Source organism: Haloarcula sp. CBA1127, from assembly GCF_001485575.1.
Lineage (GTDB): Archaea > Halobacteriota > Halobacteria > Halobacteriales > Haloarculaceae > Haloarcula.
Map to the genome: position 1 here is coordinate 50,108 of NZ_BCNB01000004.1, position 25,160 is coordinate 75,267.

Here is a 25,160-nt window from a genome sequence, read left to right on the forward strand (position 1 = left end):
TCGTCATACACTTCGATTCCACAATTCTTCTCATCATGACCGAGTAGTCCTGTTTGCATAATTATTCGAATTCGGTCTCGTTATTGGTTGCAATTCCAGCACCACTAGAGTGGTCGCTGGACTGATACCGACCGGTCCCGACATCCCATCCCATTTTGATGTCACTGGCCCACATATCAGCTTTGGTGGTGACGGTGTCGACGGTGTCGGTAAAGCGAGTGCGGACATCGTCGGGTATGCGTTGGGCAATGCCGTCACCGTAGCGCTCGACAGATTTCTGTGTGGCCCAGCCTGCGGCGCCGCCCATGAGAGCGCCCGGAATGCCGCCAACCGCGCCGCCAATGAGCGCACCGACCTCTTTGCCGACGACAGATTTGAGCGCTTCGGCTGCGAGGCTCTGGCCAACGGAGCCGTCCTCGTGTTTACTGTTGAGTTCTACGTTGCACCGATACCATCGCCGACGATATTGAGTTTGCCGATACCTTCGACGCGATACTCTGCCGGTGGGTCTTCGCCCATGTTGAGGTAGATATCCCGAATTTGGGCCATCAGGTGTGACATAATCACATCAGTGAATTCTTCTTCATACTCGAACCCGTCAGCGAATTCCAGTTCCGGCATCGCGAAGATGAGTTCCTTGTTGGGGTACGACGGATTGGAGCCGATGCGGTGCTCACTACCATCGGTGAGTTTGTAGTCGATAACCACGTCTGATACGTCGAGTACTTCGCTATCATCGAAGTGGACGGCTAAGTTGACGATAATTGACTCTTGATTGACGGGACTATCGTCGATGTACTGCATCGGGTCTCTGAGCGCTTCGTAGTACTCTCGGAAATCTTCTAAGAATTGTTCCATGGGGTAGTTGCTGAATGCCTCGATACCAGCCTTGATGTGTTCTGGCCGCCACATCGGGCTCAGGATATCCGCCTCTGGGAACTCCTGTTGGGCTGCAAACCGTGCGCGGGCTTCGACCTGAGTCATTATTCGCTGCTCTTCCTCGGTTCGATTTTCTTTTTTAAATGGATACGAATTCTCGTCAAGTGTGTGCTTCTCAACATTTCCTGTCCATTCTACATTAACTATGTGACGAACATCTCGTTCGTCATACACTTCTACGCCGATGGCCTGATCATCGTGACCTAGTATGTCTATTCTCATTTTTATCAAATGATGTTTCCCTAATCAAACCGGTTACTGCTGTGCTTGCCTCCGTTCCCTGCAGCCCCTTGCGCCTCTTCGGCAGCCACTCTGGATTGAGCCATGCTTTCCTTGAAGTCTGAGTAGGCGTCAACGGTCAGGTCTGAGACAGCAGAGGCCGTGTTGGAAATGCCGTCCCGAAGGCCTTGCTTGTTCATTTGTTTTCCAGCGAAGGTGATTGTTCCGGCGAGGGCGACAGTCCCGGCGGCAACGGCGAGACCGCCAGAGAGTCCGACTGCGGTGGCAGCGGCTCCGGCCACTGTGCCGCCGGCTGGCCCCATCATCTCCCCGAGGAGTTTGCGGCCCGACCGCATTGAATTTCAATTCGTAGTCTCCCACGCCGACCGCATCGTGATTTGAGTTCATTAATCAGAACTGGTGTCTCAAACGGAGCCGTTGGTTCACTATTACTCCATATGCCTGTCATCCCAGACGTTGGTCACCGCCCCTCCAAGCATGACGAGAACCGCCCATTGAAGCGTCCAGATAAGCCCGATTACAGTGCCAGCGATGATCAATAAGAGCGAGACAATCATGTCGGGCACCTCGGGCCTGTCAGTCAAGTTCCGAACGTACATTCCGGTTCCAATAAACTGTGCCACTGCAAGCAGCCCGAATAGCCCCCAACTGTATTCGACCATTAATTCAATACAGCATTTATTTCGGAATATACTTGCCGATATTATCCTGCTAAAAACTCTGATTGCGTCTGTCTCTTTGCATCAGTGCCAACGAGTCGGCCAGTCAGTGTTGGACTCTTCGCTTGTTCAGGTCTTGTATCAGCCATCCGGCCGGGAGACAAGTCCATCGTGGAGGGTCGCCGTTTTGCCGATGCCTTCGACCTGGTATTCGGTGGGTGGTTCTTCGCCCATGTTGAGGTAGATGTCCCGGATCTGGCACATGAGATTGCTGACGACGAGTGCCTGGAATGATTCGGGGAACTCGAAATCGTCACGTTCGAACGTTAGTGCTGGGAGCGTGACGACAAATCGGTCAGCAGCGGGCGGATCGTCGGCACTTTTGACGGTGGCTCGCGTTTCACCACCGGTATCTGTATATTGGATGCTCGTTTTTGATGAGTCAACGAATTCGTTGTCATCAGAAATGTAGATGTGCTTCCGAATGCGGTCAACGGATTGGACACCGTCGTCGATACGCTCGCCCGTGTGGTCCCGAACGGCGTCGTAATACTCACGGAAGTGTTCGGCGAATGTCTCGGTGGGCAGGGTGCGCATAACTTCCATCGCTCGCTCTATCTCGCCCGGGAGCCACGCCGGACTCTCAATAATGTCTTCGTCTTCGAAGTGAGCGTGTGCCGCGTATTCAGCGCGTATGCGGACCTGCTGCATGATCCGCTCTTGTTCGTCCGTGCGCTCTGAAGCCTCACGCGGGTATACATCCTGTCCGTGTTTTTCAATATTCCCATCCCAATCGAGTTCAAACGTGTGTCTGTCTCCATTGGTATCGAAAACTTCGACACCAACCCCTCTCTCATCGTGTCCGAGTATGTTTGCTTCCATAATTACTTCCTTTCTTTGGTTGATTTATACCATCCACTTTGCTCTATATTTCTGATTTAATTATCTTCGTTGTTGAATCTGTTGTCTGTTTCGTGAGTGTTTGCTTTAGCACTGCCAGTCGCTCTCTGAGTGTCTTTCTGGCCCGGTGAGAAGTCAAGGACATCGCGGATACTGTCGGCGACATTGCTGGCGTCTTTCGGAACTTCGTTTGTGATGCCATCCCAGCTCTGATAATCTGTATCGGTCTGTTTCAGGATTTATCCGTTTGGTCGGGAAACAAGTCCATCGTGGAGGGTCGCAGTCTTGCCAATGCCTTCTACCTGGTATTCGGTGGGCGGCTCCTCGCCCATGTTGAGGTAGATGTCCCGGATCTGGCACATGAGATTGCTGACGACGAGTGCTTGGAATGACTCGGGGAACTCGAAGTCGTCGCGCTCGAACGTTAGTGGTGGGAGCGTGACGACGAAACTATCGAAGCCGTCTGGCCCCTCGGCGCTGAGATTTGTGACTTGAGTTTCTCCATCGGTGTCCATGTACTGGATTTTTGCCGGCGTTGTGTGGACAAGCTCGTTATCGTCAGAGATGTAGATGAGTTTTCGAATACGTACAACCGCTTGAACATCGTCGTCGATACGCTCGCCCGTGTGGTCCCGGACGGCGTCGTAATACTCGCGGAAGTGTTCGGCGAATGTTTCCGTGGGCAGGGTGCGGATGACTTCCATCGCTCGCTCTATCTCGCCCGGGAGCCAGGCCGGGTCTTCAATAATGTCTTCGTCCTCGAAGTGAGCGTGTGCCGCGTATTCAGCGCGTATGCGGACCTGCTGCATGATCCGCTCTTGTTCGTCCGTACGCTCTGAAGCCTCGTGTGGGTATGTCTCTTGTGCGTGATTGAGCACTGTCCCATCCCAACTTATTCTAATTATGTGCCTATCGCCGTTATTATCATATACTTCTACACTGCAATCTTCGTCGTCGTGGCCGCGTATTTCAGTTTTCATAATCTTTCACATTTTCACTGTCGAAGTCACTACCAGCTTCGGCATCGCCAGTCGCTTTCTGCGTGTCTTTGTCTCCACCAGAGAGGCCAACGACATCACGGATGCTGTCGACGGCGTTCCCGACGTCTTTCGGGACTTCGTTTGTGATGCCATCCCAGCTCTGGTAGTCTCTGTCGAGTTTATCGAGACCAATGGACTTGGCGACTCCGGTCCCGAAGCCGCCTGCGCCGCCGATGGCTGCAGCGGCAGCGATGGCGGGGAGGCCACCACTAGCCGTCCCAAGCATGAGACCTGCACCAGCGATCCCGCCTTTAGCGATTGACTTGAACGCACCTTTCTTGCCGCCGGCTTTGAGGTGGTCGCTGAAGTCTTTGTCGCCAATTTCGCCGATGCCTTCGCTCAGCGCATCGATGTCGTCGTTCTCGAAGGCTTGTTCGATAATTTCTTGTTGGGCCTCCTCGGATTTCTGGCGGAACTCGTAGCTGCTCATCTCGTCGAGGTCATGTTTCTGGGCAGGGTCCTCATCCGTCCCGTAGCCCGGTTTATCCCTGATGTCCCGCACGGACTCCATCTCGTAGGAGGTGTCGCTGACCGACGGTTCTGATGGCTGTGAGTCAGCACTGCCACCATCCGGAGCTACCGCTGAGGTGGCTGACAGCTCCTGGGCCGTGGTATCGGTCGCTGCTGAACCCGGCTGGGAGTCAGTAGAACAGGCAATATTGGATCAGACTGTCAGTGGTCGCAGATGGATTCAACACACTACTGTTAGGTCTCGCCGATACCGTCGCCGTGGATATTGAGCTTGCCGACGCCTTGGACTTTGTACTCGTCTGGCGGTTCTTCGCCCATATCGAGATATATATCTCGGATCTGAGCGAGGAGGTGGGTCAGAACGAGCTTGTGGAACTCCTCTTGGTAGTCGAAGCCTTCGCCGATGTCTAGTGCGGGTATCACACAGAGGATGAGACTGTCGTCTAACTCTCGTGTCTGGCCGACAGTTCCATCGCTGCCGTCCGGTCGTTCATAGCTCAGCACAACATCAAGCACTTCATCGATACGGTTCTCCGGCGTGATGGTGAACGCTTTGTAGATACGCGCCGACTCGACAACGACGGACTCCCGAGGTTCAGGGGCGTATCCAGCGGGGTCGTCTAACGCTTCGTAGAAATCCCGAAACTCCCGGTGGAAATCATCAAGTTGGTACGCTTTGACCGCTTCTATTCCCCGCCTGATATGGTCTGGGTCCCACATCGGCTCCAAGATATCTTCCTCCGGAAACTCCTGCTGAGCAGCGTACTTCGCTCGTTCCTCGACTTGAGATAAGATTCGCTGTTCTTCCTCAGTACGGTTGGCCCGTTCGTTGGGATAATCTTGCGTTGCGTGTTGATCAATCGTTCCATCCCACTCTACAGAGATGACGTGACGATTGCCATGCTCATCGAACACCTCTATGCCGCAATCTTCGTCATCGTGACCGAGTAAGCTTGTTTCCATGATTTACGAGTACTTGTCGTGGGTATTGTCCACACTCTCAACTCCGCCCCCAGCACCACCAGAGTGGTCGCTGGACTGATACCGACCGGTCCCGACATCCCATCCCATTTTGATGTCACTGGCCCACATATCAGCTTTGGTGGTGACGGTGTCGACGGTGTCGGCAAAGCGAGTGCGGACGTCGTCGGGCAGACGTTTGGAAATGCCGTCACCGTAGCGCTCGACAGATTTCTGTGTGGCCCAGCCTGCGGCGCCGCCCATGAGCGCGCCCGGAATGCCGCCAACCGCGCCGCCAATGAGCGCACCGAGTTCTTTGCCGACGACAGATTTGAGCGCTTCGGCTGCGAGGCTCTGGCCAACGGAGCCGTCCTCGTGTTTACTGTTGAGTTCCCAGAGGTCGTCGACCTGCTCGTCCGACCAGTCGTCGGAGACCGCGGCTTCGAACGCCTCGCGGTCATCAAGTTCACTGAGCGATTGCTCTGATGGCTCTTGATACCCGTCGCTGTCTGAAGTCTGATTTGCCGGTGCATCTGGTGTCGTTCCGTCTTCGTATTGCTCCAGAGTGGCTTGTCCTGATTCCGTCACCGACGTGGCTGACAAGTCCTGTGCCGTGTTGTCGGCCACCGACGAATCTGACTGGGAGTCGGTAGAACCGCCTTCCATCGGGACAGTCGATGCGACAACGCCCGTTTTAGACGCTGGTGTCGGGCCTGAACCGCCGGTGCCGCCGATTCCGACCACGCCAGCAACTGTGTTTTTGCCCTTCGACAGGCCTTTTGACACTGTACCGGCAGCGGCCCCTGCAGCGCCACCCAGCGAACCAGCGAACATCGACAGGGTGTACATTATGCTCAGGCCAGCCATCGCAGCAATTGTCATGGCTGGCATTGCCATCTGAATCCTAACAGCTCAAATTCACGTTGCTTTCGTCGAATTCAGCTATCGTAATTTAGAGCTGTATTCAGCCGGGACCCGGACAGTTCTTGGCGGGGATCGCGCCCGCTACTGCAGGCACGATTGGACCGAAGCGAGACGCGCGACCGCGCCGAGCGCAGCGCACCGTCGTCCGAGTGAGCGCACGCGAACGAGGACACGACAGACGAGCATCGCGAGTCTGGCAGTGGCGTCGCGCGCTGTCGCGACACCCACTGTTTATTCCAGTTGGTCCCAAGGCAGTGGACTCATGCCTGCAATTCATTTCACACACTCCGAGACTGTCGACTCACTAAGTATTAGCTGGAGGAGCCACCAATCAGCAACTGGTTCCTGATCTTGGAGCGTAAATAACGGAGCAACGACCAAGCTGATCGTCTCCCTCGCAGACCCACTCGGGATCGATCCTCCCACCTGCAAAGCTCTCGTCGAACCGTTTAGCAGTCGGGACTCTCTGCTGGATCCGACTCAGTCTGAAACTGGCCCAAGCAGTAGCAGCATCGTCTCCAGATCAGTGTCGGGCCAACGACGCTGGAACCGACAGCGGGCTTGAATTACCTGCATGGGATACTGCCCTATTACTCGACGCCGCTACCTATTTATATGCTGTTGCACAAAATCAGATAGTGTCTGAAATGGCGAAACGAGATATAACGGTCAGCATCGATGCATATCCTGACTCGGATACCGATGTCTTTCGTATCAGTGCCGCAGACGACATCCTACGACTGCTCGTCGATGCCCACGATGCGGAGTTTACGATTCCCGAACTCGTCGACGCCACAGGAGTCACCCGCTCGACGGTCTGGCGGGCTGTCAGCCTCCTCGACAGTATTGGGGCTATCCAAATTCGAGAGACGCCACAACGAAACTACATTACAATCAACCCAAACCGACTCCAGAAAGACGACCCAATCCTTGCCATTCCGCAGTCTGAGTTCCATGCACCGATCCGGACATTCGTTGACCGCGCGCAAGCCGCGCTGACTGACGCCGACGACGTCGACGAACTACTCGGCATCGTTGTCTTTGGGAGCGTTGCTCGGGGCGAGGCTGATCGCCAGAGCGACATCGATTGTTTCGTCGTTGTCGATGGTGATCGGACGACAGCACGCCGGCGGATTACCGACGTTGTTGGTGATCTCCAGTCCGACCGCTTCGACGGTGAGCGGTTCGCGTTCGAGCCGTATGTCGAATCTGCGGAAAGCGCATATAGAGCCGGGTCAAAACTCCGTGAAATATTCGCCGAGGGAATTACGGTGTACGGCAGCGACCAACTCGACTCAGTCCGAAAGGAGGCCGTCGCCGATGAGTAGTACGCGAATCGAGCAACTCATCGATAACGTGCAAGCCGCGTTCGACCGTCGTCCAACAGAAATCGAAACCGGACTAGCTGTTGAGGGTGCTGCCATCCTCCAATTGCGGAAGGCCTGTCGCTTACTTGCCGGCGCTGAGGCACTTCAAAACGCGAACTACTACACGCTCGTTATCGAAGCGTCGTTCGTCGCTATCGAACGGACTGTGGAATTCCGGCTCCTTGAACGCGGAACGATGCAGCCGGATGATCTCCCCGGGACGCATCCCGGGGTCTACCGGGAGGCGGCAGCGGCCGGTGTCTTTGGAGAATCGATGGCCGCAGACCTCGCAGATCTCTGGCGCGATCACCGAGCAAAAACCTACTATCAGGATGGACTCGCCTCAGCAGCGCGTGCCGAAGCGATGTACGAACTCGCAACTGAGATTCATAGATACATCACTGGGCGATCTCGAAAGGGACATGAGTGTATCTGTGGGGAGACAACACAGTAATCATCCCTGCCAAGAAATGCGGCTTCCTCGTTCCCTCCTCTTTGTCGGCCGGGATCGCGCCCGCTACTGCAGGCACGATGGACCGAAGCGAGACGCGCGATAGCGCCGAGCGCAGCGCCCCGTCGTCCTCGTGAGCGGTAGCGAACGAGGGCTCGACAGACGAGTATCGCGAGTCTGTCGGTGGCGTCGCGCGCTGTCGCGTCCACCAGTCACCCAGTATAGTGTCTCCCGGGCCGGCAGACCCACGCTCTTGACACGTAGACGACGGCCTGCTGATTGTCGGCGTTCGACGCCGGCTTACTCCGAAAGATGCCACCAATATCGATGACGTGGAATTGACACGAATTTTATTTCAGGGACACAGCGCGAGTCCAGATTCTGCAGACCATCTTGCAAACCGCTTCGCCGAGTTGAACGGTGCAAATTGGAGCGGTTTCCTAAACTCCCGTGGAGTCAGGCCTTGTGGCTTCATCTATGAGTGGGAAACCGAGAGGCATGCCGTTCTTGACCGGGGTGCATAGGAAACATGATCACCGGATCTGGACAGTATCTCCGTGTCGGTCTAGAATCTGCTTTTCGACTAACCGAGTAATAGCCTCGTCAACAGCGTCCGCTTGGTCGTCAGAAAGCGCCCTCACGTTTGAGAGGACACGGGTTCGAATTTTCTCGATATCAGTTAGTCCATCATCGACCGCACCGATGACGGTATACTCGACCTCAAATTCCGTCGCGAACGCAGCGATACGAGACGTGAACGTATTCGGAAGGCCTGACAGCGACGTGACCGCCATCTCGATGGTGAACAGCGGATGAGACCGGTCGCGGATGTGCCGTGCTTCTGTGGAGCCAGTGTTGAACGGGCGCTGTTCGTTGATTTCGGTCAGAATCGACTCGTAGTTGAGGCCACGCTGAGCGTACTTCCGCATGTCCTCGATATCGCGTCGACGGCCACTCGCCAGGTTGCCACCCGAGACTGCTTTTAGCAGGAACATATCCTCATCTGAGAGAACGAACGCCGTCGCGTGATCGCCGGTCCAGAACTCTTCCGCCCGGTCATGCATTCGGTCGGTTATCCACACCTTCCCGACGACTTGCCGCTCGAAGAGATCGATCTGAAACCCGCGGCCTTCGTGCTGGAGTTCGACAGTCTTCCCGACACCTGCGAACGACTCCGTCGGCTCGCCAACTACCGCAAACCCCTGTGCCTGAAGCGCTTGATAGACGTGCTCGAACTCGGATACAACACCCAGCGCGAGGTCGATATCCTCGGTCTGGTCTTTCAGTCCTCGAACCGTCATCGCCGAGCCGCCGAGGAGATACACGTCGACGGATTCCGAGAGCCAGCTGTCGAACTCTTCCAGAAATGCTCTGATCGCCTCGTCACCTTTGAAAACAGTCATAGGACACCGTACTGCTCTTTGAGCGCGGTAAATTCTGCTTCACTCGGGAGGAAGACAGGGAGGTCATCAGCAACCTCGAACTCTCCGTGTAGGTGTCGGTACATCGCGGCCACGGTTGTCTCCAGATCGTACCACATTGCCGTTTCTGTGAGGGTCTCCTGTTCGATATCCAGTTTCTCGATCAACAGCATCGAATAACTGACGCGGCGAGAGTCACTATCGAGGACGAGGGTGTGGCACACTACCTCCGAGGGCGTGAGGTCTTCATCCGGAGCGTACCAGAACGCGGGTTCACCGGCGAGGAAGAACTGCAAGCCGTACTCCTGAAATCGTGCGAGGCCAGTGAGACGCCACTCAGCAGCCGACTCTAGTGTATTCGTATCCTCGGGTGTCTGGACGCGGCTGAGTGCTCGCTCCGGGTCACACCACTCGACAGTCGCACTCGGGGCAAGTTCTCGAACTCGCGAACGATGTTCGTGGGTCACGACTGCTCGTGCGAACGTTAGCAGTGGCGAGAGGTCTTCAGCCAACGAGTATTCCGGTCCAGACGGCGACAGCATCGCACGGTGCTTGAGCGGCGACAGCGCGTTATGAACGCCCTGTCGAGTGATGTCGAGTCGGTCTGCGATTTCGGTCGCTCGACGTGGTTCGTCGAGGTACCAGCACACCCGTAACGTCGCTGGCGAAAGGATCTCAGTCCAGTCGACGTGCCTGAGCTTCGAACGGAGGTCTCGATACGACTCGACGACCGGATGGTCAGTCACCCGGACGAGTCGCCGGTTCTTCGACCCACGGGTCTCAGTGAGCAACCCGTTTTCGAGCAACTCGTCAAGGATGTCGTAGATGTGGTCCTGTGAATACTCGGTTTCGGTCGCGAGTTCGTCTGGCGTTGCCGCACGGCCAGCGCTAAGCGCGTCTAGCAATGCGAGGCCGGCCTTCGTCAGCATATTTGTAAATTATAGGTCCAATTCATATAAGTATGTTTTGGGATTTTTATTTACAAGCTGTGCACAGAACTTCTCGAACTATGAATGGTTCAGGCTTGCTTCCTCGAAGGGTGATTCTCTGGTCGGAATGAGCAGTTCCTGTTGGTCTCCGACCCGCTCGCCGAGCTTTTGTTTCAGGTACTGCCTCGCGGTCGACGGCGTGAAGATGTCCTTGTCGATCATGTCACCAACGACGTCTTTGAGCGCCATGAACTGCCCCTGCAGGTGGCCGTCGCCAACTGGCTCGCAGTTGTGCCAGCGTACTGTCGCGAGGGCGCCGTTCCCCACTGTCTCTGCTTGTTCGATCGTCTCCGAGTCGTATTGCAGGCCGAACCACAGCGTTCGGTAGGCGGTTACCTCGAACGTCGACGACACGACGAAGAACGCCTCGTGATGAAGATAGTCAAGATGGTCAGCGAGGATCTCCTCAAGGGTGAGCCTAGTGGCGCGGGGCTTCGGCTCGACGACGGTTGACGATCGATCCTTGCCAGCGAGGTAGCCATCAACGGCATCTGCCCCGAGGCCATCAGCCAGTTCCGCCAGCAACTGTTGCGCCCACCTAGAGTCAGTGTCTTCGCCACCGAACGGCGACTCGGCTGAGATACGCTGTTTGAGCTTCAGGCTCGCAGCGCCCCAGTGGCTGTAGTGGAGCGTATACTGTCCGTCTGTACGTTCGTACGCAACGAGTGCGCGGTGTCCCATTGAACAATCACCTCGCAGGGCGACCGCAACTGGATCGCCCCGCACCTCCTCGGGGGGACAAAAACAGACTCCTCGATTAGCCCGGGAACTGAGGTCCGTCTGGAGGACCCGATGACTGTTCGTAGCCGCCGGCCGCTCATCGTTCGTCGGCTGCGGTCTCAACCGTCGTCGCGTCGCCTTCGTAAACATCGGTATTGTCAGGGGCAGCGAGATCAAGTGGTTCGTCCTCAAGATCTGCTTTGAGAATACGGAGGTGTTGGGCGGTTTCGACGCCGACTAACTGCTTGACCGTCTCGAACTTGAGCTGCTCGTCGTAGTACTTCGTTGCGACGAGTTTCTGGAACGACTCACTACTGGCAGTGTCCTCAATGTACTCGTGAATCGCCTCAACAAGTAGATCTGTCCGATCCTTCTCGAAGAGTTCCGCAATCGCGTCTAGTCGGTCGACGAGATACCCAGGAGATTGGAAGTGAACCCGGCGTGGATCGTCGCTGCCACTCATTTCGTCTGCGAGTTTTGCACATAGCTGGATAGCCGTTTCGGCACATACAGAAACCTGCACATCAGCGGCCGTGGGGCAGGACCCGGTCCCGACAGTCTCAGCCGTGGTTCCGTGCGTTCAGCTCGTTGAGAAACCAGCCAGCCGTCGTTCCGATCCGAAGGCCGTCGACGTTACGTAATTCGAGTCCAGTCGTGGCGGTCCGGAACGGTTCGTTGTCGACGAGGACGCGATAGATAACAGTGCGGACGGGCTCGATTCCGTAGGTCTCGATGATGGTTGCCATCGCCGTATCGAAATGTCCGTCCTCGTGATCGTTTCGCGGGTTTTGCGCCCGTTCTAACACGAGATCGACTACATCATCGACCGATGCGTGGTCGGGATTCTCGGTCTGCTCATGAACGTCATAGAGGGGCTCAGTATCAGGCATTGCGAGTTACTCTGTGGCGTCGTCTGAAGTAGCCGTGCTACCGAACTCTTGGATGGTGACGCACGAATAACCAACAGAAACTGGACTGGGGCACCCGCGCACATCCCGGCGGTGGGCCGGATCGCGCCCGCTACTGCAGGCACGATTGGACCGCCGCGAGGCGCGCGATAGCGCCGAGCGCAGCGCCCCGTCGGCGTCGCGCGCTGTCACGTCCACCAGCCACTCAGCCCCAGTGTCTCACGGGCCGGCTGGCCCACGTCTACGCACACACCAGGCCACCAGCCCTCCCATAGCCCCCATCAGACTGACCCACGTCGACGCGCTGTCGCTGTTGGCGCTCCAGTCCGTGCGCGCGGTTGTTTCGCCGCCGCCCGGCTCGCCGGAGGCGGCGGCGAGGCCGCGTGCGCGAGCACCGTCGCGCCGCCTGAGGAAGCCCCCGCTCGATGGGGGACGCCCCCGCTATCGGGCGTCAGTCTGCGGAGTGGACGAGACCCTGATGGGTGGCGGCCCCATGCTCAGTGTCGAAGAGGTCCGAACACTCGGGACAGCGGGCCTTCCCGAGCGTCACGGCGACCGCGCGGTCAGTGTCCCGCTCGTTGGCCCACTGATGGGTGTCTGACTCAGCCTCCCACGACGCCGCCGTTCGGCTTTCGCCGGAGCAACCGAACGCACAGCCAGCGTGTCCGGTGGGCGCGGAACCGTCGCCGCGCTCGATGACGCACATGAGCGTGTCACTCGTGACTGCCACCGTCGCCATGCCGTTATACTCGTCTGGCTTGCCCCCGGAGATTCGCACCCGGTCGCCTTCGTGGAGGGTACGGACCATTTCGCCGCCGTGCATGGACTTGCCCCAGACCGTGACCTTCGCGCTCGTTCCCTCGTCGTCTTCGAGGTACAGCACTTGGTACTGGTTCCGAGCATCGGGGTCCTCGATGATGTGGGTCACTTCCCCCTCAACGGTACACTCGTAGCCGTAGGGCGAGACATCCGCGATAGGCGTGGGTGATTCCAGTTCGTCGCGGGCTTCCGCAAGCACGGTAAAGGACGCCTCATACAGGTCGTTGCAGTCGCCTATCTGCCCGGACACGAGGGCCGCGAGTCGGCGAGCCGCCGCCGCCCGTGACAGACTGGTCTTGTCTGCGAGCGTTGCGGCCTGCTGGTTGACTCGGGCCAGCGTGTCGCGGTCCATCCACTGCCGGGGGTCAGCCGGCGAGCGGAAACCGTCGGCACGTTCCGTCTCGGCTTCGGTGAGCTGGCGAGCCGAGGCTTCGCGGTCGGGACCGTCGACGTGAGCGCGTGCGACCTCGGAATGTCGGGCTTGCTCGGCCTCGCGTCCGTGGCGCTCCTCTTGCTGTTCCAGAGTTTCGCCAAAGTATCGGTCCGGCCCCACCTCGGTCGAGCGGGTCCAGTCGTAGCGCGTGTAATCCTCTTGACGGGCGTAGTAGTTGCCACGGCTGTCGCTGCCCTTGTTCATCCGGAAATCGAGTTCGTCGCCGTTCTCGGTTGCTGCGACCTGCTCTAGAAGTTGCTCGGGACCGCCGTCGACGTGGGCGGAGAGAGTAACCGTTTGGTTGCTTGCCGATGCTTTCTTACCGCTGGAATTGGTAGCGTACATTGTCTTTCTGGGGTAACGGAAAGACACTTGTCGGGTGTACCAGCACCCGATTTCTGCGGCGTGATACTGCTTCGTGAGCGCCGCCTGCGTCGTATCTTTCCGTACTTAATGGCACGGGTGCATATCACTTAAAGATAACGGACTAATTGGATTGTTTCAAGTGCAATATTTGGGTGTCTGGATGGTATCTAAGCGGCGTATTGTGTTTCTATTTTCGAGGGAAATTAGTATATAAAGAACGGTATGGTATTGACACCCCAGCGGGCGGTCCTATCGTGTGCGGTTGCGGTGAGCCAGCATCCCGCGCGGCCAAGCGAGTGCCGGATGGGTGAAAGCCCGGCAGCGCAACGGAGTGAGCAGCCCGGAACACAGGGCACGGAGTGCCCGTCCTCGTTCCGGCGAGGGAGCGCCGGCCGCGAGGGTTCCTCACCCAGACCGCGCGCGACTTAGACGCGTGCGTCGACTACTGCTGTGCCGCAGTAATTGGGTGGGACTGAAAGGGGCACGCCGCTGGCGCTTGTTGGAGTCGGTTCAGCGGCCCCTATCCGAACGCAGTGAGGATATGTCGCTGAGCGACCGCCAGCGGCGTGGGGCTTTCAAGATGTGCTGATCCGACACCGAACTCGTCGTCGCGACACCGTTTGCAGTGGTTCCAGTCCAGCATGCCTTAGCAGTCCCATAGCAGTCAGTAGTGACTCCGAGGGTAGTGCCACGAGTTCCGCCATTAGCAGTGCCGTGAGTCTCGCCTTCTGTAGTGCTATCTCCCTTGACCTTACCACGAGTGCGATAGTTTCCGACTCTAGGTATAGCAGTGCCAGAACCCTCCTCCCGCCATACACGTGACCCTTATACTCTGCACCCGTCTCATCCCTTCTCTGTTCCCGTCCCGGCACGGGAAAGAGCGAGAGTGCCGCCCAGCGGCGGCTGCTCGGCGGCCAGAGAGCACACCAGCCAGCCATCCGTTCCTGCCCGGCTGTCAGTCCCACGCCGACATACGCTGGTCTCTCGCGTTCTCAGCCGGCTTGCCAGCCCCACGCTGAGTGCGTTCGACTGCCAACGGGAGTGTAGTCGTGTCGCTCTCGGGGACACCCCCTACAGGGAAGCAACTAGCAGAGGAAAAAGTAAATCCAGGCAGGGATATGGACAATGCCGTCCTCATTATCAAGCACGTCTGCATTGTTGACGCAGATGCCGAATTCGGCATCACGTTTCTCGATAAATTCTTTCACTCCACGTAGTGACCGCGACGTAGAGTCGCCGTTCTTCACTTCGATGGGGACAAGGTATTCGTTCCCGTCAAGGATGAAATCGACTTCACCGCCTGAATCGTTGTAGTAGATGTCTGCGTTCTGAGCATTCGATAAGAAAAATTGGAGGCGTCGCGTGTGATCACAGACAGCTGTTTCGAAAATTGGGCCCATTGCATCTAAATTCTCCAGCGTCGATTCGGCAAGTGTTCCATTCAACGCATTGTATATTCCGACATCCTGCAAGTAGATTTTCGGCAGTCCGCCAGAGGAGTACTCGGACCCTTTGTAGGTCGGACATCGGTTGATCAAATAAAACTCGTCCAGATGCTCCAAATATGCGTCGACCGTCTGCCGGCTGATATCGGCCGCATCGGCGATACTGGACTTGCTCACTTTCGACCCTGTCGACGCGGCCAGTAGTGAGAGAACCCGAAGCACTTTCTCCGGCTTTTCGACTTTGAACACGTTCGCAAGATCGCCAGTGACTGTATTTCGCAGGTCAGTATCCAGCACAGTGTAGGAGTCGGCGACTGTCTCATCGAGGACGCCAGGATACCCACCTTTGAGGAGGTACTCGTCTTTCAGTCGCTTCAGCTGTGGCTTCTTATTCTCATAGAGCCCGAAGAAGCGCGAGAGCGCACCACGGAGTGCCGTTGAATCCCCTTCTTTCACACTTTCTGCGAGCTTGGAACGTAGTTTGGTAGACTCGTCATAGACTGTCTGCTCATCAATAACGGATTCATACCGGACGTACTCGATAAATTTCACCGGCAGCATTATCCGCTCGTCCAACCGGCCAATAAGCGTATCACCCGCATCACTCTTGATCAGAGTACTGATTGAACCAGTCGCAACGAACTGGAGATTCGAGTACGTATCAGTATAGTATTTCAGCGTGTCCGCCCAGTCCGGTGCTTTCTGAACCTCATCGATGAAAATATAGACTGTTCCATCCACGTCCCGGAAGTCCTTCTGAAGGATATTGTTCTTGAAAGCCTCAATCGCGTCTTCAATCACTCCTTCGGGCTTCGAGAGGATCGCACTGTTTTCAATCGTGAGATACATGATCCGATCACTGGGGATCTCGTCCTCATTGAGAAGGGACTCGATCAACTGTCCGCAAAGCGTTGTCTTCCCGACTTGGCGGGGGCCACGGACCGTCATGATCGACCGCTGGGAAGTCATCAACCGCTCTCTGATCTTGTAAAAATCTCGCCGCCGGTGTTCTGCCTTCTTGAGAGAATCCTGCACTTCCTCGCCCTGCCACCAGAGATTCATTCGGTTCAGCAGAGCCAGTAGATTCGCTTCATCCATACCCCTGTGTGAGACGGGAGGGGCATAATGTTGTTGACTGCAGTTAACGATATTAGATTGAGGTTGTGTACTGGAGTATACAATATAACAATGAGGATGAGGACTACGTTATACGGTTCGTGAAGGACTCCGCTCGAAGCTAAACATTGACATCCCCCTCTGCGTTCACGCGGAGGTTGATGTCAAACCACAGGGATTCGAGCGGTATCCATGTACGTTGCTCTCTGGGACTTCGAGTTTTCTATCGACGCGACTGTCAACTTCTTCGCCGGAACTTCGACAACAGGTGCGAGAGTACGAAGGCGGCGTTTGCTTTTATAACAGTCTCCCCATGTTTCGTATGAAACGATGTCTTCATTGGGGCAGAGTAAAGGCGCTCACAAGAGACGAGCGAGCAACCGTTTGAAGCGACCTGTGAGACTGGACATCTCGTTGATCTCGATCTCGACAAGACAAGAACATAGTAGCAGCTGCTCGCCGCATGCGGGGCACTCCTCGTAGTCACACGACCGATGGTGGAACTCGCCTTGCTCGACGCCACAGGCAGGACATGAGCGGTTGCGCCATTGTTCGGGGTCGATTACAGCAGTTGGCTCACCACTTTTGAGGGTTTGCCGCTCGTAGGTGAGATACTGGCTGCCCTCGCCCCACGGAATCGGGTCGAAAGCCTGCCCGTCGATATGGTAGCGTTTCTGTACACATGCCGACGCCGACTGTGGCCGACGGCAGTCGGGACAACACATCTACCTGTCACCTCGGTGACGGCCCTGAAAAACTTCGCCACTGGCCTGTGCCTGTCGATGCTGGGCACGAACGTCTGGTTGGTCGTCGGCTTCGGTATCTGAAGGCTGTTCGTCGACGGACTGCTGGTCAGTGCTCATGATCGGGAAACCCCTCACCCATCGGGGGGTCACAAAATTGGCAGTGTGTGCAAGTATCCGATAGAGGTCACTTAGGCCTCAGCGACGTCCCAGACAGAGAGATGGCCGTGAGAACAGACGCCGGCGTGACGGCCGACAGCCATGCATGGCCCGTATTCTCCGTCGACACATGCGATGCGCTCGGCATCGAAGACCGACGCGTCGCACCCAACGCTCTGCAGATCATGTACGCCTGGGATGAGTCACTGGACGCCACGCTTCACCCCTCCATCGCTTGTTGGCAGACTTCGTTTTCACTGGGCAGGTCCTAGTCGTGGTACTTGCGAGCGATGTGGCGCGCTCGTGTGACGGTGACCACGACGCCGGCTGCTGGAGACTGGTGTTCCTCAATACCTAGTTCAGGAACTCGGATAACGGATCCTCGGGCGTTATTGAAAATACTTCACCCGTACTCTATACAGAGCATGACCGACGATTGCTGCTGCTATTAGCAGCACTGCATCTGCTTTGCCACCGGTAGTTTGGGGTAATGCCATCACACCTGCCGTTAGAAGGTTGATTAGATATCCTACCACCCACCACACCGGTGAATCTCTTGAAATCGTCATCAGGTTACGTATCTACAATAATATATGGTGCTGATATTGACATTTCGTTATCCAAGAATGACGCCTTCTCCCTTATCTATTATATCATCGGTTTCGTCGGCCCCTTGATCAAGTAGATCGTCTATTTCGGCGGCAGCAAGAGATTCCGATGAAGCGGTGGCGAGCGATGCTTGACTCGTCAGTCGAGATGTACGATCTCGGTGATGTTTAGGCGATCGACGCAACCGGCGTGGATCGTGTCCAAGCGAGCCAGCACTACGCGAAACGGACGGATTACACGTTCGAAGCGGTGAAGACCACGCTACTCATCGATTGTGAAACAAGTGCGATTCTAGATATACATTGTTCGATGAAACAACTGCACGATACACAGGTGGTTGGCAGGTATTGGTGCGGAATCTTGACGACTTGACGGCTGTGGCGGCCGATAAAGGATACGGCTGGGAAGCACTTCGCACAAGGTTGCGCGCTGAAAGTATCACACCGCTGATTCCGCAACGCGGCACAGGTTTCCGAGGAAGGACGAGAAACTTACTCATCCATAATCAGGCGTAAAACCAGCGTTCGAATGCTGAGTCCGTGTTTTTCGGATTGCGAAAGCGATATATTGAGACGCTATGGGCGAGAACGTGGTTCGGTCAATTCCGCGAACTTGTCATGAAATCAGCGGTGCGAAACATCGAACGCGCAATCGAGGGGGCTGACCGCTGAACGCTGGCGTCTAAACAATGCCCAATGCGCGAATGCACCACATTTCTGTATGTTATGTCCTACGAAAAGTACGATATTGATCCTCTAACGAACTAATATAATGGCTTTTTATGATAATGGAAACAGTTATCAAATTGGCAGATGTACTGGATATATGACTCCAACAGCGAAAAAACCCGATATTGAGAGGATTACTGGGCGCTATATCGATGCTTGGGAATTATTCGGGGATGAAATATTTTCAGCTGAAGAACTTGAAACAGAGCTACTGCGTAATCGAGACCCGGAGGATGTACCTGACTCAGACAAAATTGACCAAGACCTTTACAGAGTTTCGGTTCTCGGTCTGGTAGAATGGTTCGGGGAAGGAAGGTATCGAGTGTCAATCCCACCTGAAAGTGATGAAGAACAGTGGTCAGATATTATCGAAAGTCAAGTTTCGTGGGTCCGTTCGGAAATTGACGCGAGAAGAGACGAGCGACGACAAAAACAAGATGAGCCAGAAGAGAGGAGCAAGGATGAACCAGAAGTTCTGGAGTACGACGGCAACCGATATATGTCTGCGTTTGTTGGGCCGAACAGTAATCTAAATAGCCAGGCAAGATATTACCAAGCCGCATTATCTCCACAAGATCACGACGGTGTGGTCCTACGTTCTTATCAAGGTGTTGCGAATGCGACTACGAAGTTGGCAGAAAAAATTTGTGACGATGAAAAAATGTCAGACACAGATTGTGTGTATCGTTTTGAAATTAGCGATGAGGAAATGGCCGATGTGGGGGATGATTTAGAATACCGTGTGTATCTCAAAGAAACTCGTCTCTTGTAATATCTTACAACGGCCGATTCAGCACGCAACCTGTGGACCAAACACTCGTGCTGACTACACCCTCTATATTCAGCAAGATGATTCAAACCTATCACTAACTGAGGATTTCAACAGAGCCAGATGACCCTGTACAAAATACGCGCCCTGTACTGACCAGTAGCCGTGAATGAGGGCTGTTGTGTAGTCTATCGTACCCACACCGGACTGAAGCAATAGCCAACCGACCGACACTGGAGCGAACACGATACCTACATATCGATCCGTTCACACCGGCGGGTATGAGCGAGTGGGTCGTCGACGCTCGTGGGGGCGTCTGCAACCAGTGCGACAGCGAGTATCAGCGCCTTGCACAGCACTGGTCGCGGAGCAAGCGGTGTTCGTATCGTGACCTGAGCGATGCCAAGCACGAGGCGATTCGGGGCTGTCTGGTGGGTGATGGGAATCTCGATAACCCCAACGACGGGCCGCCAGCGCTGCGGCTGTCCTCGATGCGGCGGCCTCACCTCACATGGGTTCGTGACCAGCTCGGTTGGCTTGTCCGTGGGATTACTCGCGACGATGCTGGTGCCTACCGCCTTCGGACACTCTCACATCCAGCCCTCGGGCGGTACTGGACATGGATGGACAGCCCGCCGTTGGACTGGACGCTACCGAAATCAAGTGCACGTGTCTGGTATGCCTGTGACGGTGAGCTAGTGTTGCCAAGGGCTCGACGCGGCCACGGGCCACCTGGACGCTCACCGACGATGGGAAGCGACGTATCAATATACCTGTCATGGTGATCCAGAGTGGGACAAACCATGCCCAGATTGTGGCGTTAGAAATTCTAAGAGATAGCTCAGCGGCAGCTGATGGGTGACAAGCGAACTTTTTTATATTCACCTGCGCTAATTTTGAGTGAGGACGCAGGCCACTCCCTTGCCTTTGTGGCGGGGACTGGCTTGGTAACCATGTGCGGTCACAGCGCACGTGTGCTGACGTCCGGCGGTTCCTTTACCGTTACAACTCGTTTAGCAGGTATTCCCGTACAACGTCCGATTGTAACCGATTGGCGAGCGACTGGAGTGGCTGACTACCTCTAACAGGCCCCAGCGTAGGGTCACTGTCGGTCAGTTTGAATTCAGGAACTACCGCCACTCATGCAAATTACTCTTCTTCAAAGAGGTTCTGTGCCCGCCGATAGATCGGCTGTCCAAGCCAGGAACGTTGTTCGGCGAGGTGGTCAAGCTTCTCCAGAGCCGTTTGTCTATCGAGGACCTGCCGGGTTACCAGTGCTTTGAGAACGATAGGCGAAATAGCGACCTGTGCGTCGACAGCGGTCTGCAGTTCCGGCAGGGCACGGAAATCATCAGTGATGAGGAACGCTGCGTCAAGATCGTTGCACAGGAGCGCACAGCTCCCTTCGCCCTCGTCAATCCGAGATGAGGACAGCGTGCCGTCAACGTCTCTGACAGTGAACTGTTCTGTGCTGTCGAGCACAGTCTGTGCGGCACGACCGTGGGTGTCGTCGTAGTCACTGGTCGCGTCGAGTTCGTCGATCACTGTCTCTGTAGTCGCAACCTCGAATTCGGTGAGCAACGTATCGAACAGGTCGACCGACGCCAGGGAGATGAGCGCAGCTGTATCCGCGACAATCATACAGTGCCCACTACAGTTGCGCGAGGTCGTCGGCCATTTCCTCGCCTTGTGCGAGCAGGGTCTTCGAGGCGCGGACGGATTCGGCGTCTTGCCGGCCGATAACCTGCTTCAGAGACTCAAACCCGATCTCATCATCTAGATAGAGGTCGACGACGGTCTGCTTGAATGCCTCTTGATCTTCCATCTCGTCTAAGTAGTCCTCCAGCGCCGCAACGACGATCTCCGTCCGGTTTTTGTGCGTTGCTGCAGCCGCGACATCCGCCTTCTCCACGAGGTTATCAGGCAATCGAAAGTTGACTCGGGTCGTCATGTATGTACAGTGTACACACAAGTTGATAAATATCCGGGGCCGTTGCTCAGGCTGAAGCGGTTGTTCTGGATTTATTTTTGAGTATATTATTCGGATCTAAGACGCTGGTTTTTGAAGACGAATCTCTGATCATTGTATATATTTTATTATGACCACGCGCAAGACTAATCCAATAGCTATTGCCGAAATATATAGCATTGCCAAAGCTGCCTCACCAACATACACCAGACCAGCCATCATTAGCAAAAAAAAGGAATAGGCAGCTATATTCGACCACGAAACTTGGTATGTTGTCATACTATTGAATGAGAAGGATTTCTAATTACTGAATAGTATTATTGGAGAACGAAATCCTGTCCCATATTTATTATATCTCCTATCTCATCAACTCCATCCTCAAGTGTGTCTTCTATCTCATCAACAACGTCTTGTCCTACTTCAACAGCATAGTCAGCGCTATCGGCAGCATCCTCAAGACTCTGAGACATTTCTTTTGCAACTTCTTTTGCCTCCTCAGTAGAGTCAATTCCTTCACACTCGACCCTAAAGGATATTGGATACTTCGTCTCAGAAATTTTCGTATCCGTAAGATATACCCCAACGTATTGTACCCCACACGGGGTGTTCTCTCGAATTGCGTCATTGGCTACACATCCTAAAACGGGTCCGGCGCAAAGTCCAGCCACAACAACTGCAACTTGGGGAGATGCACCTACCGTTCCAATACTGATAGTTGCGCAACCTATATCCTTTGCATTATAATCAATCCCGTGCTCGTCTAACCAATCATTTAACCGGTGGTCCGGGTCTTCAAAAGCATCACAAAGCTCATCCATCGGAATTCTGCCGAGGTAAGTTAGGGCCATTATGCGTCACCTCCATCAACGACTGGGACTGTATATGTGGAGGCTTGTCCAGTCTCAGACATTGTGAAACGACTTGCTGAACCTTGCGCTTCGTGAACTTTGACTGATTCTCCCTCATGCTGCGAGATACCGCGGACGGAGGCGATACCGTCTTTCTTATGGACATAGAGGATTGCGCCGTGGTCTTCGTTATCTGTCGCTTCTCCCGTGTAGGAGAACCCTAATCTGAGGGCAGACCACTGCTCATCTGTGTCTTCATTCATTATTTCAGCAGCGACAGTATGTTCTTCTACTTCAGCTTTGAAATCGTCACTCTCTATTTTTTCGCGGACAGTTTCGACGGGACCGGTGGACAGCAATTCTGTACGTAGTTGTTTGGCCTCTTGGCCAGACAGTTTCGTAATACTAAGCTTATCTTTTTCATGGCTTGTTTCCTTTGCCGCACCTGGAGCGGCAATTTGGGAGAGTCCGACACCAACTACTGTACTACTTGCGATTGACTGCAATATCTGACGGCGATCTGGATTCATTGGATCTATATCTATCGGGAAGTTCGCACCGGAGGGCAATTTATGATCGATACATGGCAACATATATATACTAATTCTATTTAGTAGTACCGGATTTCTTATTATATCATATTCTATACCATTGGCCTGAATATCAAGGCGCAGTAAGCATGTCTGTCATTTATGATTACCTACACTAAGGATTAACATTCACCTCGCACTTCGGGCCGCGGCTGAACTGGCGACTGAGTGCGGGCACCCGTACATGAGGCTATTGATGTGCAGGACTCCTTCGACCGAGCGCAGCAGGAGTTCCGAGAGCAAGCCCTTGAGGGTCTGCCACGCAGCATCACGTTCTTCATGAGATAATCCGAGGGGAGGGCGAGGTCAGACAGTGGCAATCAACGACCGATACGACGCGATCTCCGAGGCAACCTACGGCGGGTATGACCAGATGCCAATCGGCAAACGAGGGCACCGGACGAAGTTGATGAAGCTCCACGAGTACAACCTCGTTGAGTGTCGGGACAGTGACGGTAGCCGGATCTGGGCCTGTGACTCATCACTCTCGTCGCCGCTGGACCCTCAGGTACTGGTTCCGTGGTAGACGGATATCGCGCACTGTGTTCATGCTGAGAGTGCGTGAGATGGCGGTTGGTAAGCGCGCGAGTCTATCGATTAAAATTCACGGACAGGAAAATATACATTTAATCCAACATTTCGATTCGATATGAGTCCTCCATCCTCGCGTCGTCGATTCCTTGCGCTCTGTGCGACCGGCTGTTCCGCCTCTCTTACAGGGTGTGAAGCAATCAGCTCATCTAACGACACGCAGAGTACGACGACTCCAGAGATAATACAGTCAGCGAGTGGGCAGGTCTGGCAGAAGGAAGTGGATGTCAAACTCTCTCAAGCAGACCCAGCTATTTGGACCGAAGTCTTGCGCCTCCAGTTTGACTGTGAGCAAAACGAGGTATTCGGTGGCTTCGACCCGAAGTATATCGATGGGGCTGTCAATAACGCGTCTGTCACCATTTCATCGGAGACCCAAGACACTCTGATAGCCGAGTTCGGTCAGGTGAAGTACAACGTTAAGCTTGGACCAATAAACGAAGATGGCGACCATCTTCATGCACAGGCTCGCCGTGAGGCGTTCAACGGCCTACCGCTTGCTGGGCACGTATCTGTAGAGAACTTCTGGGTACAGGCGACTGATGACCTCCGAGTTGGGTACGTCCGTCCGACGGAAACTGAACCCCCCAGTCAGTCTCCAGCGTCTGTTGATATTGGCCGCTTCAACCTTGGTGACCGTTTCGACGGGTACTGACTGGCCGTCCTCAAGAAAGACCACACGTCAATCGCGCTGTTTAAGTCATAAGTCTCGCCCATACTGTGCGGTTTGTAGTTTGTCTGTACTGACCGATAGCAGAAGGGGAATGGCCAGCTGGCATGGTTCTTACTAACCAACAGGTGGTCGCTATCGCCGCCAACTGTTGGTTAGCGAATCCTCACTCCGGAAGTACAAGCCCGTTTTAATAGCCAGTCTCCCGTATTCGGTTGTATATAGCCGCAACAGAGGTCCAGACGGTCGAATTGCATGATGGGACTGAACTCGCCGTCCAGTACCATGGTGCAACCGGCGACGACACTGCGGAGTTCGAAGTCGAACCCAAAGCCGAGGACGATACGCGCCGGTGGCGGCTCGAAATCGAACGCACTGGCGGCTACGAGGTCGTCGAGGCGTGGGAGCGCGGCGTTGCAGCTGACCTCGACGCTCCTGACTGGGTGCACGAACTCGTTGATCGGGCGGTCTGAGGTGACTGTTCGAAATCGCTTATTCAGAAATACGCTCTAACTAGTTGTTGTCAATCTGATCATTTTGGCAGTGGTAGCAATGAAACGCCTGTTCAGTAGGTCTGCGAACTAACCACCCACTTGTTGTCAGTACAGTCCGGTTCTACGAAAGGACGTACGGAGACCGATGATAGCGTGTTCCTAAACAGTTTTCCAATAGGGAGATGTACGATTTCGTATGGCTACGTCGGAATCACGTGTCCCCGCCGATGTTCTGAACCTCTACGACGGACTCGCGGGGATTGTCGCGTTCACCATCCTCGCGTGGGCGTTCCTGTACGCAATCCAGCCAATCTTCGGCCTGCTCCTGACGGTCGCCTTCGGCTCAGCGTACGCGGCTGGCCGTATCGACGATCTCGAACACGCTGGTGTCGTTGCAGGCCTCTGGGGTCTCGTCCTCGCGGCATTCTGGGTTATCGGGACGTACCTCGGCGTTGGTGTCGCCGGCATCCTTGCCGTTATCGCGTACGGTCGCTGGCACGGCGTGTGGTAACTTGTATCGGCCTCATAATCGATTCGTCACCCGTTAGTGAACAATCTGTACTGACCGATATATACGGAAGGATAGTGGGCCATGACGTTTTCTGACTAACCAACAGTTGGCCGGTGCTGCCACCGCATGTTGGTTAGCGAGTCCCCATTCCGGAAGTCCAAGGGGAGGTTACGTACCAGTCGCTCGTCAGCTATGAATACACACTCGCCCCGTCGTGGGGCCTGCCACTAACAGGCCCCTGAGCTGGGTCGCGGTCCGTCAGCGGATGGAATCAGGAACCACCGCAACCCCTGCAAAATAGGCACGCAATT

At 55.1% G+C, this 25,160-nt stretch carries 31 protein-coding genes and 1 pseudogene; 10 read left to right on the plus strand and 22 right to left on the minus strand.

Features of this window, described 5'->3' with window-relative positions; all coding sequences use genetic code 11:
* Positions 1–61 precede the first annotated feature (61 nt).
* The 9 genes from AV059_RS03495 to AV059_RS22740 all read right to left on the minus strand — a co-directional run bounded on the left by AV059_RS03495 (position 62) and on the right by AV059_RS22740 (position 6,100).
* Positions 62–307: a hypothetical protein gene (locus AV059_RS03495; RefSeq protein ID WP_228841730.1), complete on the minus strand. Its 246-nt coding sequence runs from the start codon at positions 305–307 to the stop codon at positions 62–64.
* Between the two features lie 128 nt (positions 308–435).
* A complete protein-coding gene (locus tag AV059_RS03500; protein ID WP_050038647.1) occupies positions 436–984 on the minus strand; it encodes a hypothetical protein in 549 nt (182 codons plus the stop codon).
* Between the two features lie 197 nt (positions 985–1,181).
* The gene (locus tag AV059_RS03505) at positions 1,182–1,514 is read right to left on the minus strand and encodes a hypothetical protein (RefSeq protein WP_058992363.1); all 333 of its coding nucleotides are present in this window, start codon (positions 1,512–1,514) and stop codon (positions 1,182–1,184) included.
* A gap of 93 nt (positions 1,515–1,607) precedes the next feature.
* Positions 1,608–1,841 carry a hypothetical protein gene (locus AV059_RS03510; protein ID WP_058992366.1) on the minus strand — a complete coding sequence of 78 codons (234 nt, stop codon included), beginning with the start codon at positions 1,839–1,841 and terminating at the stop codon, positions 1,608–1,610.
* A 138-nt stretch (positions 1,842–1,979) separates the two neighbouring features.
* A complete protein-coding gene (locus AV059_RS03515) occupies positions 1,980–2,720 on the minus strand; it encodes a hypothetical protein (RefSeq protein WP_058992368.1) in 741 nt (246 codons plus the stop codon).
* Positions 2,721–2,977: 257 nt separating this feature from the next.
* Positions 2,978–3,547, minus strand: a complete 570-nt coding sequence (locus AV059_RS03520) for a hypothetical protein (protein WP_154020986.1) — start codon at positions 3,545–3,547, stop codon at positions 2,978–2,980.
* A gap of 160 nt (positions 3,548–3,707) precedes the next feature.
* A complete protein-coding gene (locus AV059_RS03525) occupies positions 3,708–4,289 on the minus strand; it encodes a hypothetical protein (RefSeq protein ID WP_058992372.1) in 582 nt (193 codons plus the stop codon).
* A 194-nt stretch (positions 4,290–4,483) separates the two neighbouring features.
* A complete protein-coding gene (locus tag AV059_RS03530; protein WP_058992374.1) occupies positions 4,484–5,212 on the minus strand; it encodes a hypothetical protein in 729 nt (242 codons plus the stop codon).
* Between the two features lie 3 nt (positions 5,213–5,215).
* Complete coding sequence (locus AV059_RS22740; protein ID WP_228841731.1) at positions 5,216–6,100, minus strand: hypothetical protein; 885 nt, start codon at positions 6,098–6,100, stop codon at positions 5,216–5,218.
* Between the two features lie 680 nt (positions 6,101–6,780).
* Here AV059_RS22740 and AV059_RS03540 point away from each other — a divergent pair.
* Both AV059_RS03540 and AV059_RS03545 read left to right on the plus strand, forming a co-directional pair.
* A complete protein-coding gene (locus AV059_RS03540; RefSeq protein ID WP_058992376.1) occupies positions 6,781–7,461 on the plus strand; it encodes a nucleotidyltransferase domain-containing protein in 681 nt (226 codons plus the stop codon).
* Positions 7,454–7,954, plus strand: coding sequence for a hypothetical protein (locus tag AV059_RS03545; protein ID WP_058992378.1), 501 nt, complete (start codon positions 7,454–7,456; stop codon positions 7,952–7,954). The genes AV059_RS03540 and AV059_RS03545 overlap by 8 nt, the downstream gene beginning before the upstream one ends.
* Positions 7,955–8,484: 530 nt before the next feature.
* Here the strand turns inward: AV059_RS03545 and AV059_RS03550 are convergent.
* The 9 genes from AV059_RS03550 to AV059_RS22245 all read right to left on the minus strand — a co-directional run bounded on the left by AV059_RS03550 (position 8,485) and on the right by AV059_RS22245 (position 17,031).
* Complete coding sequence (locus tag AV059_RS03550) at positions 8,485–9,354, minus strand: hypothetical protein (protein WP_058992380.1); 870 nt, start codon at positions 9,352–9,354, stop codon at positions 8,485–8,487.
* Positions 9,351–10,301 carry a MarR family transcriptional regulator gene (locus AV059_RS03555; protein WP_058992382.1) on the minus strand — a complete coding sequence of 317 codons (951 nt, stop codon included), beginning with the start codon at positions 10,299–10,301 and terminating at the stop codon, positions 9,351–9,353. Before AV059_RS03555 ends, AV059_RS03550 begins: the two co-directional genes overlap by 4 nt.
* Before the next feature lie 78 nt (positions 10,302–10,379).
* A complete protein-coding gene (locus tag AV059_RS03560; RefSeq protein WP_058992384.1) occupies positions 10,380–11,042 on the minus strand; it encodes a DUF6735 family protein in 663 nt (220 codons plus the stop codon).
* A gap of 136 nt (positions 11,043–11,178) precedes the next feature.
* Entirely contained in the window at positions 11,179–11,544 is a 366-nt protein-coding gene (locus AV059_RS03565) for a hypothetical protein (protein WP_058992386.1), read from the minus strand.
* Between the two features lie 97 nt (positions 11,545–11,641).
* On the minus strand, positions 11,642–11,971 hold the full coding sequence (locus AV059_RS03570; RefSeq protein WP_058992388.1) for a hypothetical protein: 330 nt from the start codon (positions 11,969–11,971) through the stop codon (positions 11,642–11,644).
* A gap of 469 nt (positions 11,972–12,440) precedes the next feature.
* Positions 12,441–13,586, minus strand: a complete 1,146-nt coding sequence (locus AV059_RS03575) for an SOSS complex subunit B family protein (protein WP_058992390.1) — start codon at positions 13,584–13,586, stop codon at positions 12,441–12,443.
* A 1,106-nt stretch (positions 13,587–14,692) separates the two neighbouring features.
* Positions 14,693–16,114: an ATP-binding protein gene (locus tag AV059_RS03580; RefSeq protein WP_195156615.1), complete on the minus strand. Its 1,422-nt coding sequence runs from the start codon at positions 16,112–16,114 to the stop codon at positions 14,693–14,695.
* 413 nt (positions 16,115–16,527) lie between these two features.
* Positions 16,528–16,893 carry a hypothetical protein gene (locus tag AV059_RS03585; protein ID WP_058992394.1) on the minus strand — a complete coding sequence of 122 codons (366 nt, stop codon included), beginning with the start codon at positions 16,891–16,893 and terminating at the stop codon, positions 16,528–16,530.
* Complete coding sequence (locus tag AV059_RS22245) at positions 16,894–17,031, minus strand: hypothetical protein (protein WP_195156616.1); 138 nt, start codon at positions 17,029–17,031, stop codon at positions 16,894–16,896. It abuts the gene before it with no gap.
* 101 nt (positions 17,032–17,132) lie between these two features.
* Between AV059_RS22245 and AV059_RS03590 the strand changes: the two genes are divergently transcribed.
* The 4 genes and pseudogenes from AV059_RS03590 to AV059_RS21430 all read left to right on the plus strand — a co-directional run bounded on the left by AV059_RS03590 (position 17,133) and on the right by AV059_RS21430 (position 19,961).
* The gene (locus tag AV059_RS03590) at positions 17,133–17,342 is read left to right on the plus strand and encodes a hypothetical protein (protein ID WP_058992396.1); all 210 of its coding nucleotides are present in this window, start codon (positions 17,133–17,135) and stop codon (positions 17,340–17,342) included.
* 427 nt (positions 17,343–17,769) lie between these two features.
* Positions 17,770–18,350, plus strand: a pseudogene (locus AV059_RS22745) (transposase); the annotation flags it as partial.
* Positions 18,351–18,504: 154 nt separating this feature from the next.
* Positions 18,505–19,179, plus strand: a complete 675-nt coding sequence (locus AV059_RS21855; RefSeq protein WP_154020987.1) for a hypothetical protein — start codon at positions 18,505–18,507, stop codon at positions 19,177–19,179.
* A 278-nt stretch (positions 19,180–19,457) separates the two neighbouring features.
* On the plus strand, positions 19,458–19,961 hold the full coding sequence (locus AV059_RS21430) for a hypothetical protein (protein ID WP_228841732.1): 504 nt from the start codon (positions 19,458–19,460) through the stop codon (positions 19,959–19,961).
* A gap of 364 nt (positions 19,962–20,325) precedes the next feature.
* Here AV059_RS21430 and AV059_RS03595 read toward each other — a convergent pair whose 3' ends face one another.
* The 4 genes from AV059_RS03595 to AV059_RS21860 all read right to left on the minus strand — a co-directional run bounded on the left by AV059_RS03595 (position 20,326) and on the right by AV059_RS21860 (position 22,523).
* Complete coding sequence (locus AV059_RS03595) at positions 20,326–20,817, minus strand: hypothetical protein (protein ID WP_058992397.1); 492 nt, start codon at positions 20,815–20,817, stop codon at positions 20,326–20,328.
* A 10-nt stretch (positions 20,818–20,827) separates the two neighbouring features.
* Positions 20,828–21,127, minus strand: a complete 300-nt coding sequence (locus AV059_RS03600) for a ribbon-helix-helix protein, CopG family (protein WP_058992399.1) — start codon at positions 21,125–21,127, stop codon at positions 20,828–20,830.
* A gap of 335 nt (positions 21,128–21,462) precedes the next feature.
* Positions 21,463–21,993: a hypothetical protein gene (locus AV059_RS03605; protein ID WP_058992401.1), complete on the minus strand. Its 531-nt coding sequence runs from the start codon at positions 21,991–21,993 to the stop codon at positions 21,463–21,465.
* On the minus strand, positions 21,993–22,523 hold the full coding sequence (locus AV059_RS21860; protein ID WP_154020988.1) for a hypothetical protein: 531 nt from the start codon (positions 22,521–22,523) through the stop codon (positions 21,993–21,995). Before AV059_RS21860 ends, AV059_RS03605 begins: the two co-directional genes overlap by 1 nt.
* A 373-nt stretch (positions 22,524–22,896) precedes the next feature.
* Between AV059_RS21860 and AV059_RS03610 the strand changes: the two genes are divergently transcribed.
* The 4 genes from AV059_RS03610 (at position 22,897) to AV059_RS03625 (ending at position 24,849) form a co-directional block, all read left to right on the plus strand.
* Positions 22,897–23,109: a hypothetical protein gene (locus AV059_RS03610; RefSeq protein ID WP_058992403.1), complete on the plus strand. Its 213-nt coding sequence runs from the start codon at positions 22,897–22,899 to the stop codon at positions 23,107–23,109.
* 123 nt (positions 23,110–23,232) lie between these two features.
* Positions 23,233–23,829: a hypothetical protein gene (locus tag AV059_RS03615; protein WP_154020989.1), complete on the plus strand. Its 597-nt coding sequence runs from the start codon at positions 23,233–23,235 to the stop codon at positions 23,827–23,829.
* A gap of 230 nt (positions 23,830–24,059) precedes the next feature.
* Positions 24,060–24,317 carry a hypothetical protein gene (locus AV059_RS03620; RefSeq protein ID WP_228841733.1) on the plus strand — a complete coding sequence of 86 codons (258 nt, stop codon included), beginning with the start codon at positions 24,060–24,062 and terminating at the stop codon, positions 24,315–24,317.
* Positions 24,318–24,534: 217 nt separating this feature from the next.
* Positions 24,535–24,849 carry a hypothetical protein gene (locus AV059_RS03625; RefSeq protein WP_058992407.1) on the plus strand — a complete coding sequence of 105 codons (315 nt, stop codon included), beginning with the start codon at positions 24,535–24,537 and terminating at the stop codon, positions 24,847–24,849.
* Positions 24,850–25,160 lie beyond the last annotated feature (311 nt).

Coding starts and splice junctions, on each gene's coding strand:
- AV059_RS03495 (WP_228841730.1), bottom strand. CDS start 307: ATGGGCGGCGCCGCAGGCTGGGCCACACAGAAATCTGTCGAGCGCTAC.
- AV059_RS03500 (WP_050038647.1), bottom strand. CDS start 984: ATGACTCAGGTCGAAGCCCGCGCACGGTTTGCAGCCCAACAGGAGTTC.
- AV059_RS03505 (WP_058992363.1), bottom strand. CDS start 1,514: ATGCGGTCGGGCCGCAAACTCCTCGGGGAGATGATGGGGCCAGCCGGC.
- AV059_RS03510 (WP_058992366.1), bottom strand. CDS start 1,841: ATGGTCGAATACAGTTGGGGGCTATTCGGGCTGCTTGCAGTGGCACAG.
- AV059_RS03515 (WP_058992368.1), bottom strand. CDS start 2,720: ATGGAAGCAAACATACTCGGACACGATGAGAGAGGGGTTGGTGTCGAA.
- AV059_RS03520 (WP_154020986.1), bottom strand. CDS start 3,547: ATGCAGCAGGTCCGCATACGCGCTGAATACGCGGCACACGCTCACTTC.
- AV059_RS03525 (WP_058992372.1), bottom strand. CDS start 4,289: ATGGAGTCCGTGCGGGACATCAGGGATAAACCGGGCTACGGGACGGAT.
- AV059_RS03530 (WP_058992374.1), bottom strand. CDS start 5,212: ATGGAAACAAGCTTACTCGGTCACGATGACGAAGATTGCGGCATAGAG.
- AV059_RS22740 (WP_228841731.1), bottom strand. CDS start 6,100: ATGCCAGCCATGACAATTGCTGCGATGGCTGGCCTGAGCATAATGTAC.
- AV059_RS03540 (WP_058992376.1), top strand. CDS start 6,781: ATGGCGAAACGAGATATAACGGTCAGCATCGATGCATATCCTGACTCG.
- AV059_RS03545 (WP_058992378.1), top strand. CDS start 7,454: ATGAGTAGTACGCGAATCGAGCAACTCATCGATAACGTGCAAGCCGCG.
- AV059_RS03550 (WP_058992380.1), bottom strand. CDS start 9,354: ATGACTGTTTTCAAAGGTGACGAGGCGATCAGAGCATTTCTGGAAGAG.
- AV059_RS03555 (WP_058992382.1), bottom strand. CDS start 10,301: ATGCTGACGAAGGCCGGCCTCGCATTGCTAGACGCGCTTAGCGCTGGC.
- AV059_RS03560 (WP_058992384.1), bottom strand. CDS start 11,042: ATGGGACACCGCGCACTCGTTGCGTACGAACGTACAGACGGACAGTAT.
- AV059_RS03565 (WP_058992386.1), bottom strand. CDS start 11,544: ATGAGTGGCAGCGACGATCCACGCCGGGTTCACTTCCAATCTCCTGGG.
- AV059_RS03570 (WP_058992388.1), bottom strand. CDS start 11,971: ATGCCTGATACTGAGCCCCTCTATGACGTTCATGAGCAGACCGAGAAT.
- AV059_RS03575 (WP_058992390.1), bottom strand. CDS start 13,586: ATGTACGCTACCAATTCCAGCGGTAAGAAAGCATCGGCAAGCAACCAA.
- AV059_RS03580 (WP_195156615.1), bottom strand. CDS start 16,114: ATGAATCTCTGGTGGCAGGGCGAGGAAGTGCAGGATTCTCTCAAGAAG.
- AV059_RS03585 (WP_058992394.1), bottom strand. CDS start 16,893: ATGTGTTGTCCCGACTGCCGTCGGCCACAGTCGGCGTCGGCATGTGTA.
- AV059_RS22245 (WP_195156616.1), bottom strand. CDS start 17,031: ATGAGCACTGACCAGCAGTCCGTCGACGAACAGCCTTCAGATACCGAA.
- AV059_RS03590 (WP_058992396.1), top strand. CDS start 17,133: ATGGCCGTGAGAACAGACGCCGGCGTGACGGCCGACAGCCATGCATGG.
- AV059_RS21855 (WP_154020987.1), top strand. CDS start 18,505: ATGACTCCAACAGCGAAAAAACCCGATATTGAGAGGATTACTGGGCGC.
- AV059_RS21430 (WP_228841732.1), top strand. CDS start 19,458: ATGAGCGAGTGGGTCGTCGACGCTCGTGGGGGCGTCTGCAACCAGTGC.
- AV059_RS03595 (WP_058992397.1), bottom strand. CDS start 20,817: ATGATTGTCGCGGATACAGCTGCGCTCATCTCCCTGGCGTCGGTCGAC.
- AV059_RS03600 (WP_058992399.1), bottom strand. CDS start 21,127: ATGACGACCCGAGTCAACTTTCGATTGCCTGATAACCTCGTGGAGAAG.
- AV059_RS03605 (WP_058992401.1), bottom strand. CDS start 21,993: ATGGCCCTAACTTACCTCGGCAGAATTCCGATGGATGAGCTTTGTGAT.
- AV059_RS21860 (WP_154020988.1), bottom strand. CDS start 22,523: ATGAATCCAGATCGCCGTCAGATATTGCAGTCAATCGCAAGTAGTACA.
- AV059_RS03615 (WP_154020989.1), top strand. CDS start 23,233: ATGAGTCCTCCATCCTCGCGTCGTCGATTCCTTGCGCTCTGTGCGACC.
- AV059_RS03625 (WP_058992407.1), top strand. CDS start 24,535: ATGGCTACGTCGGAATCACGTGTCCCCGCCGATGTTCTGAACCTCTAC.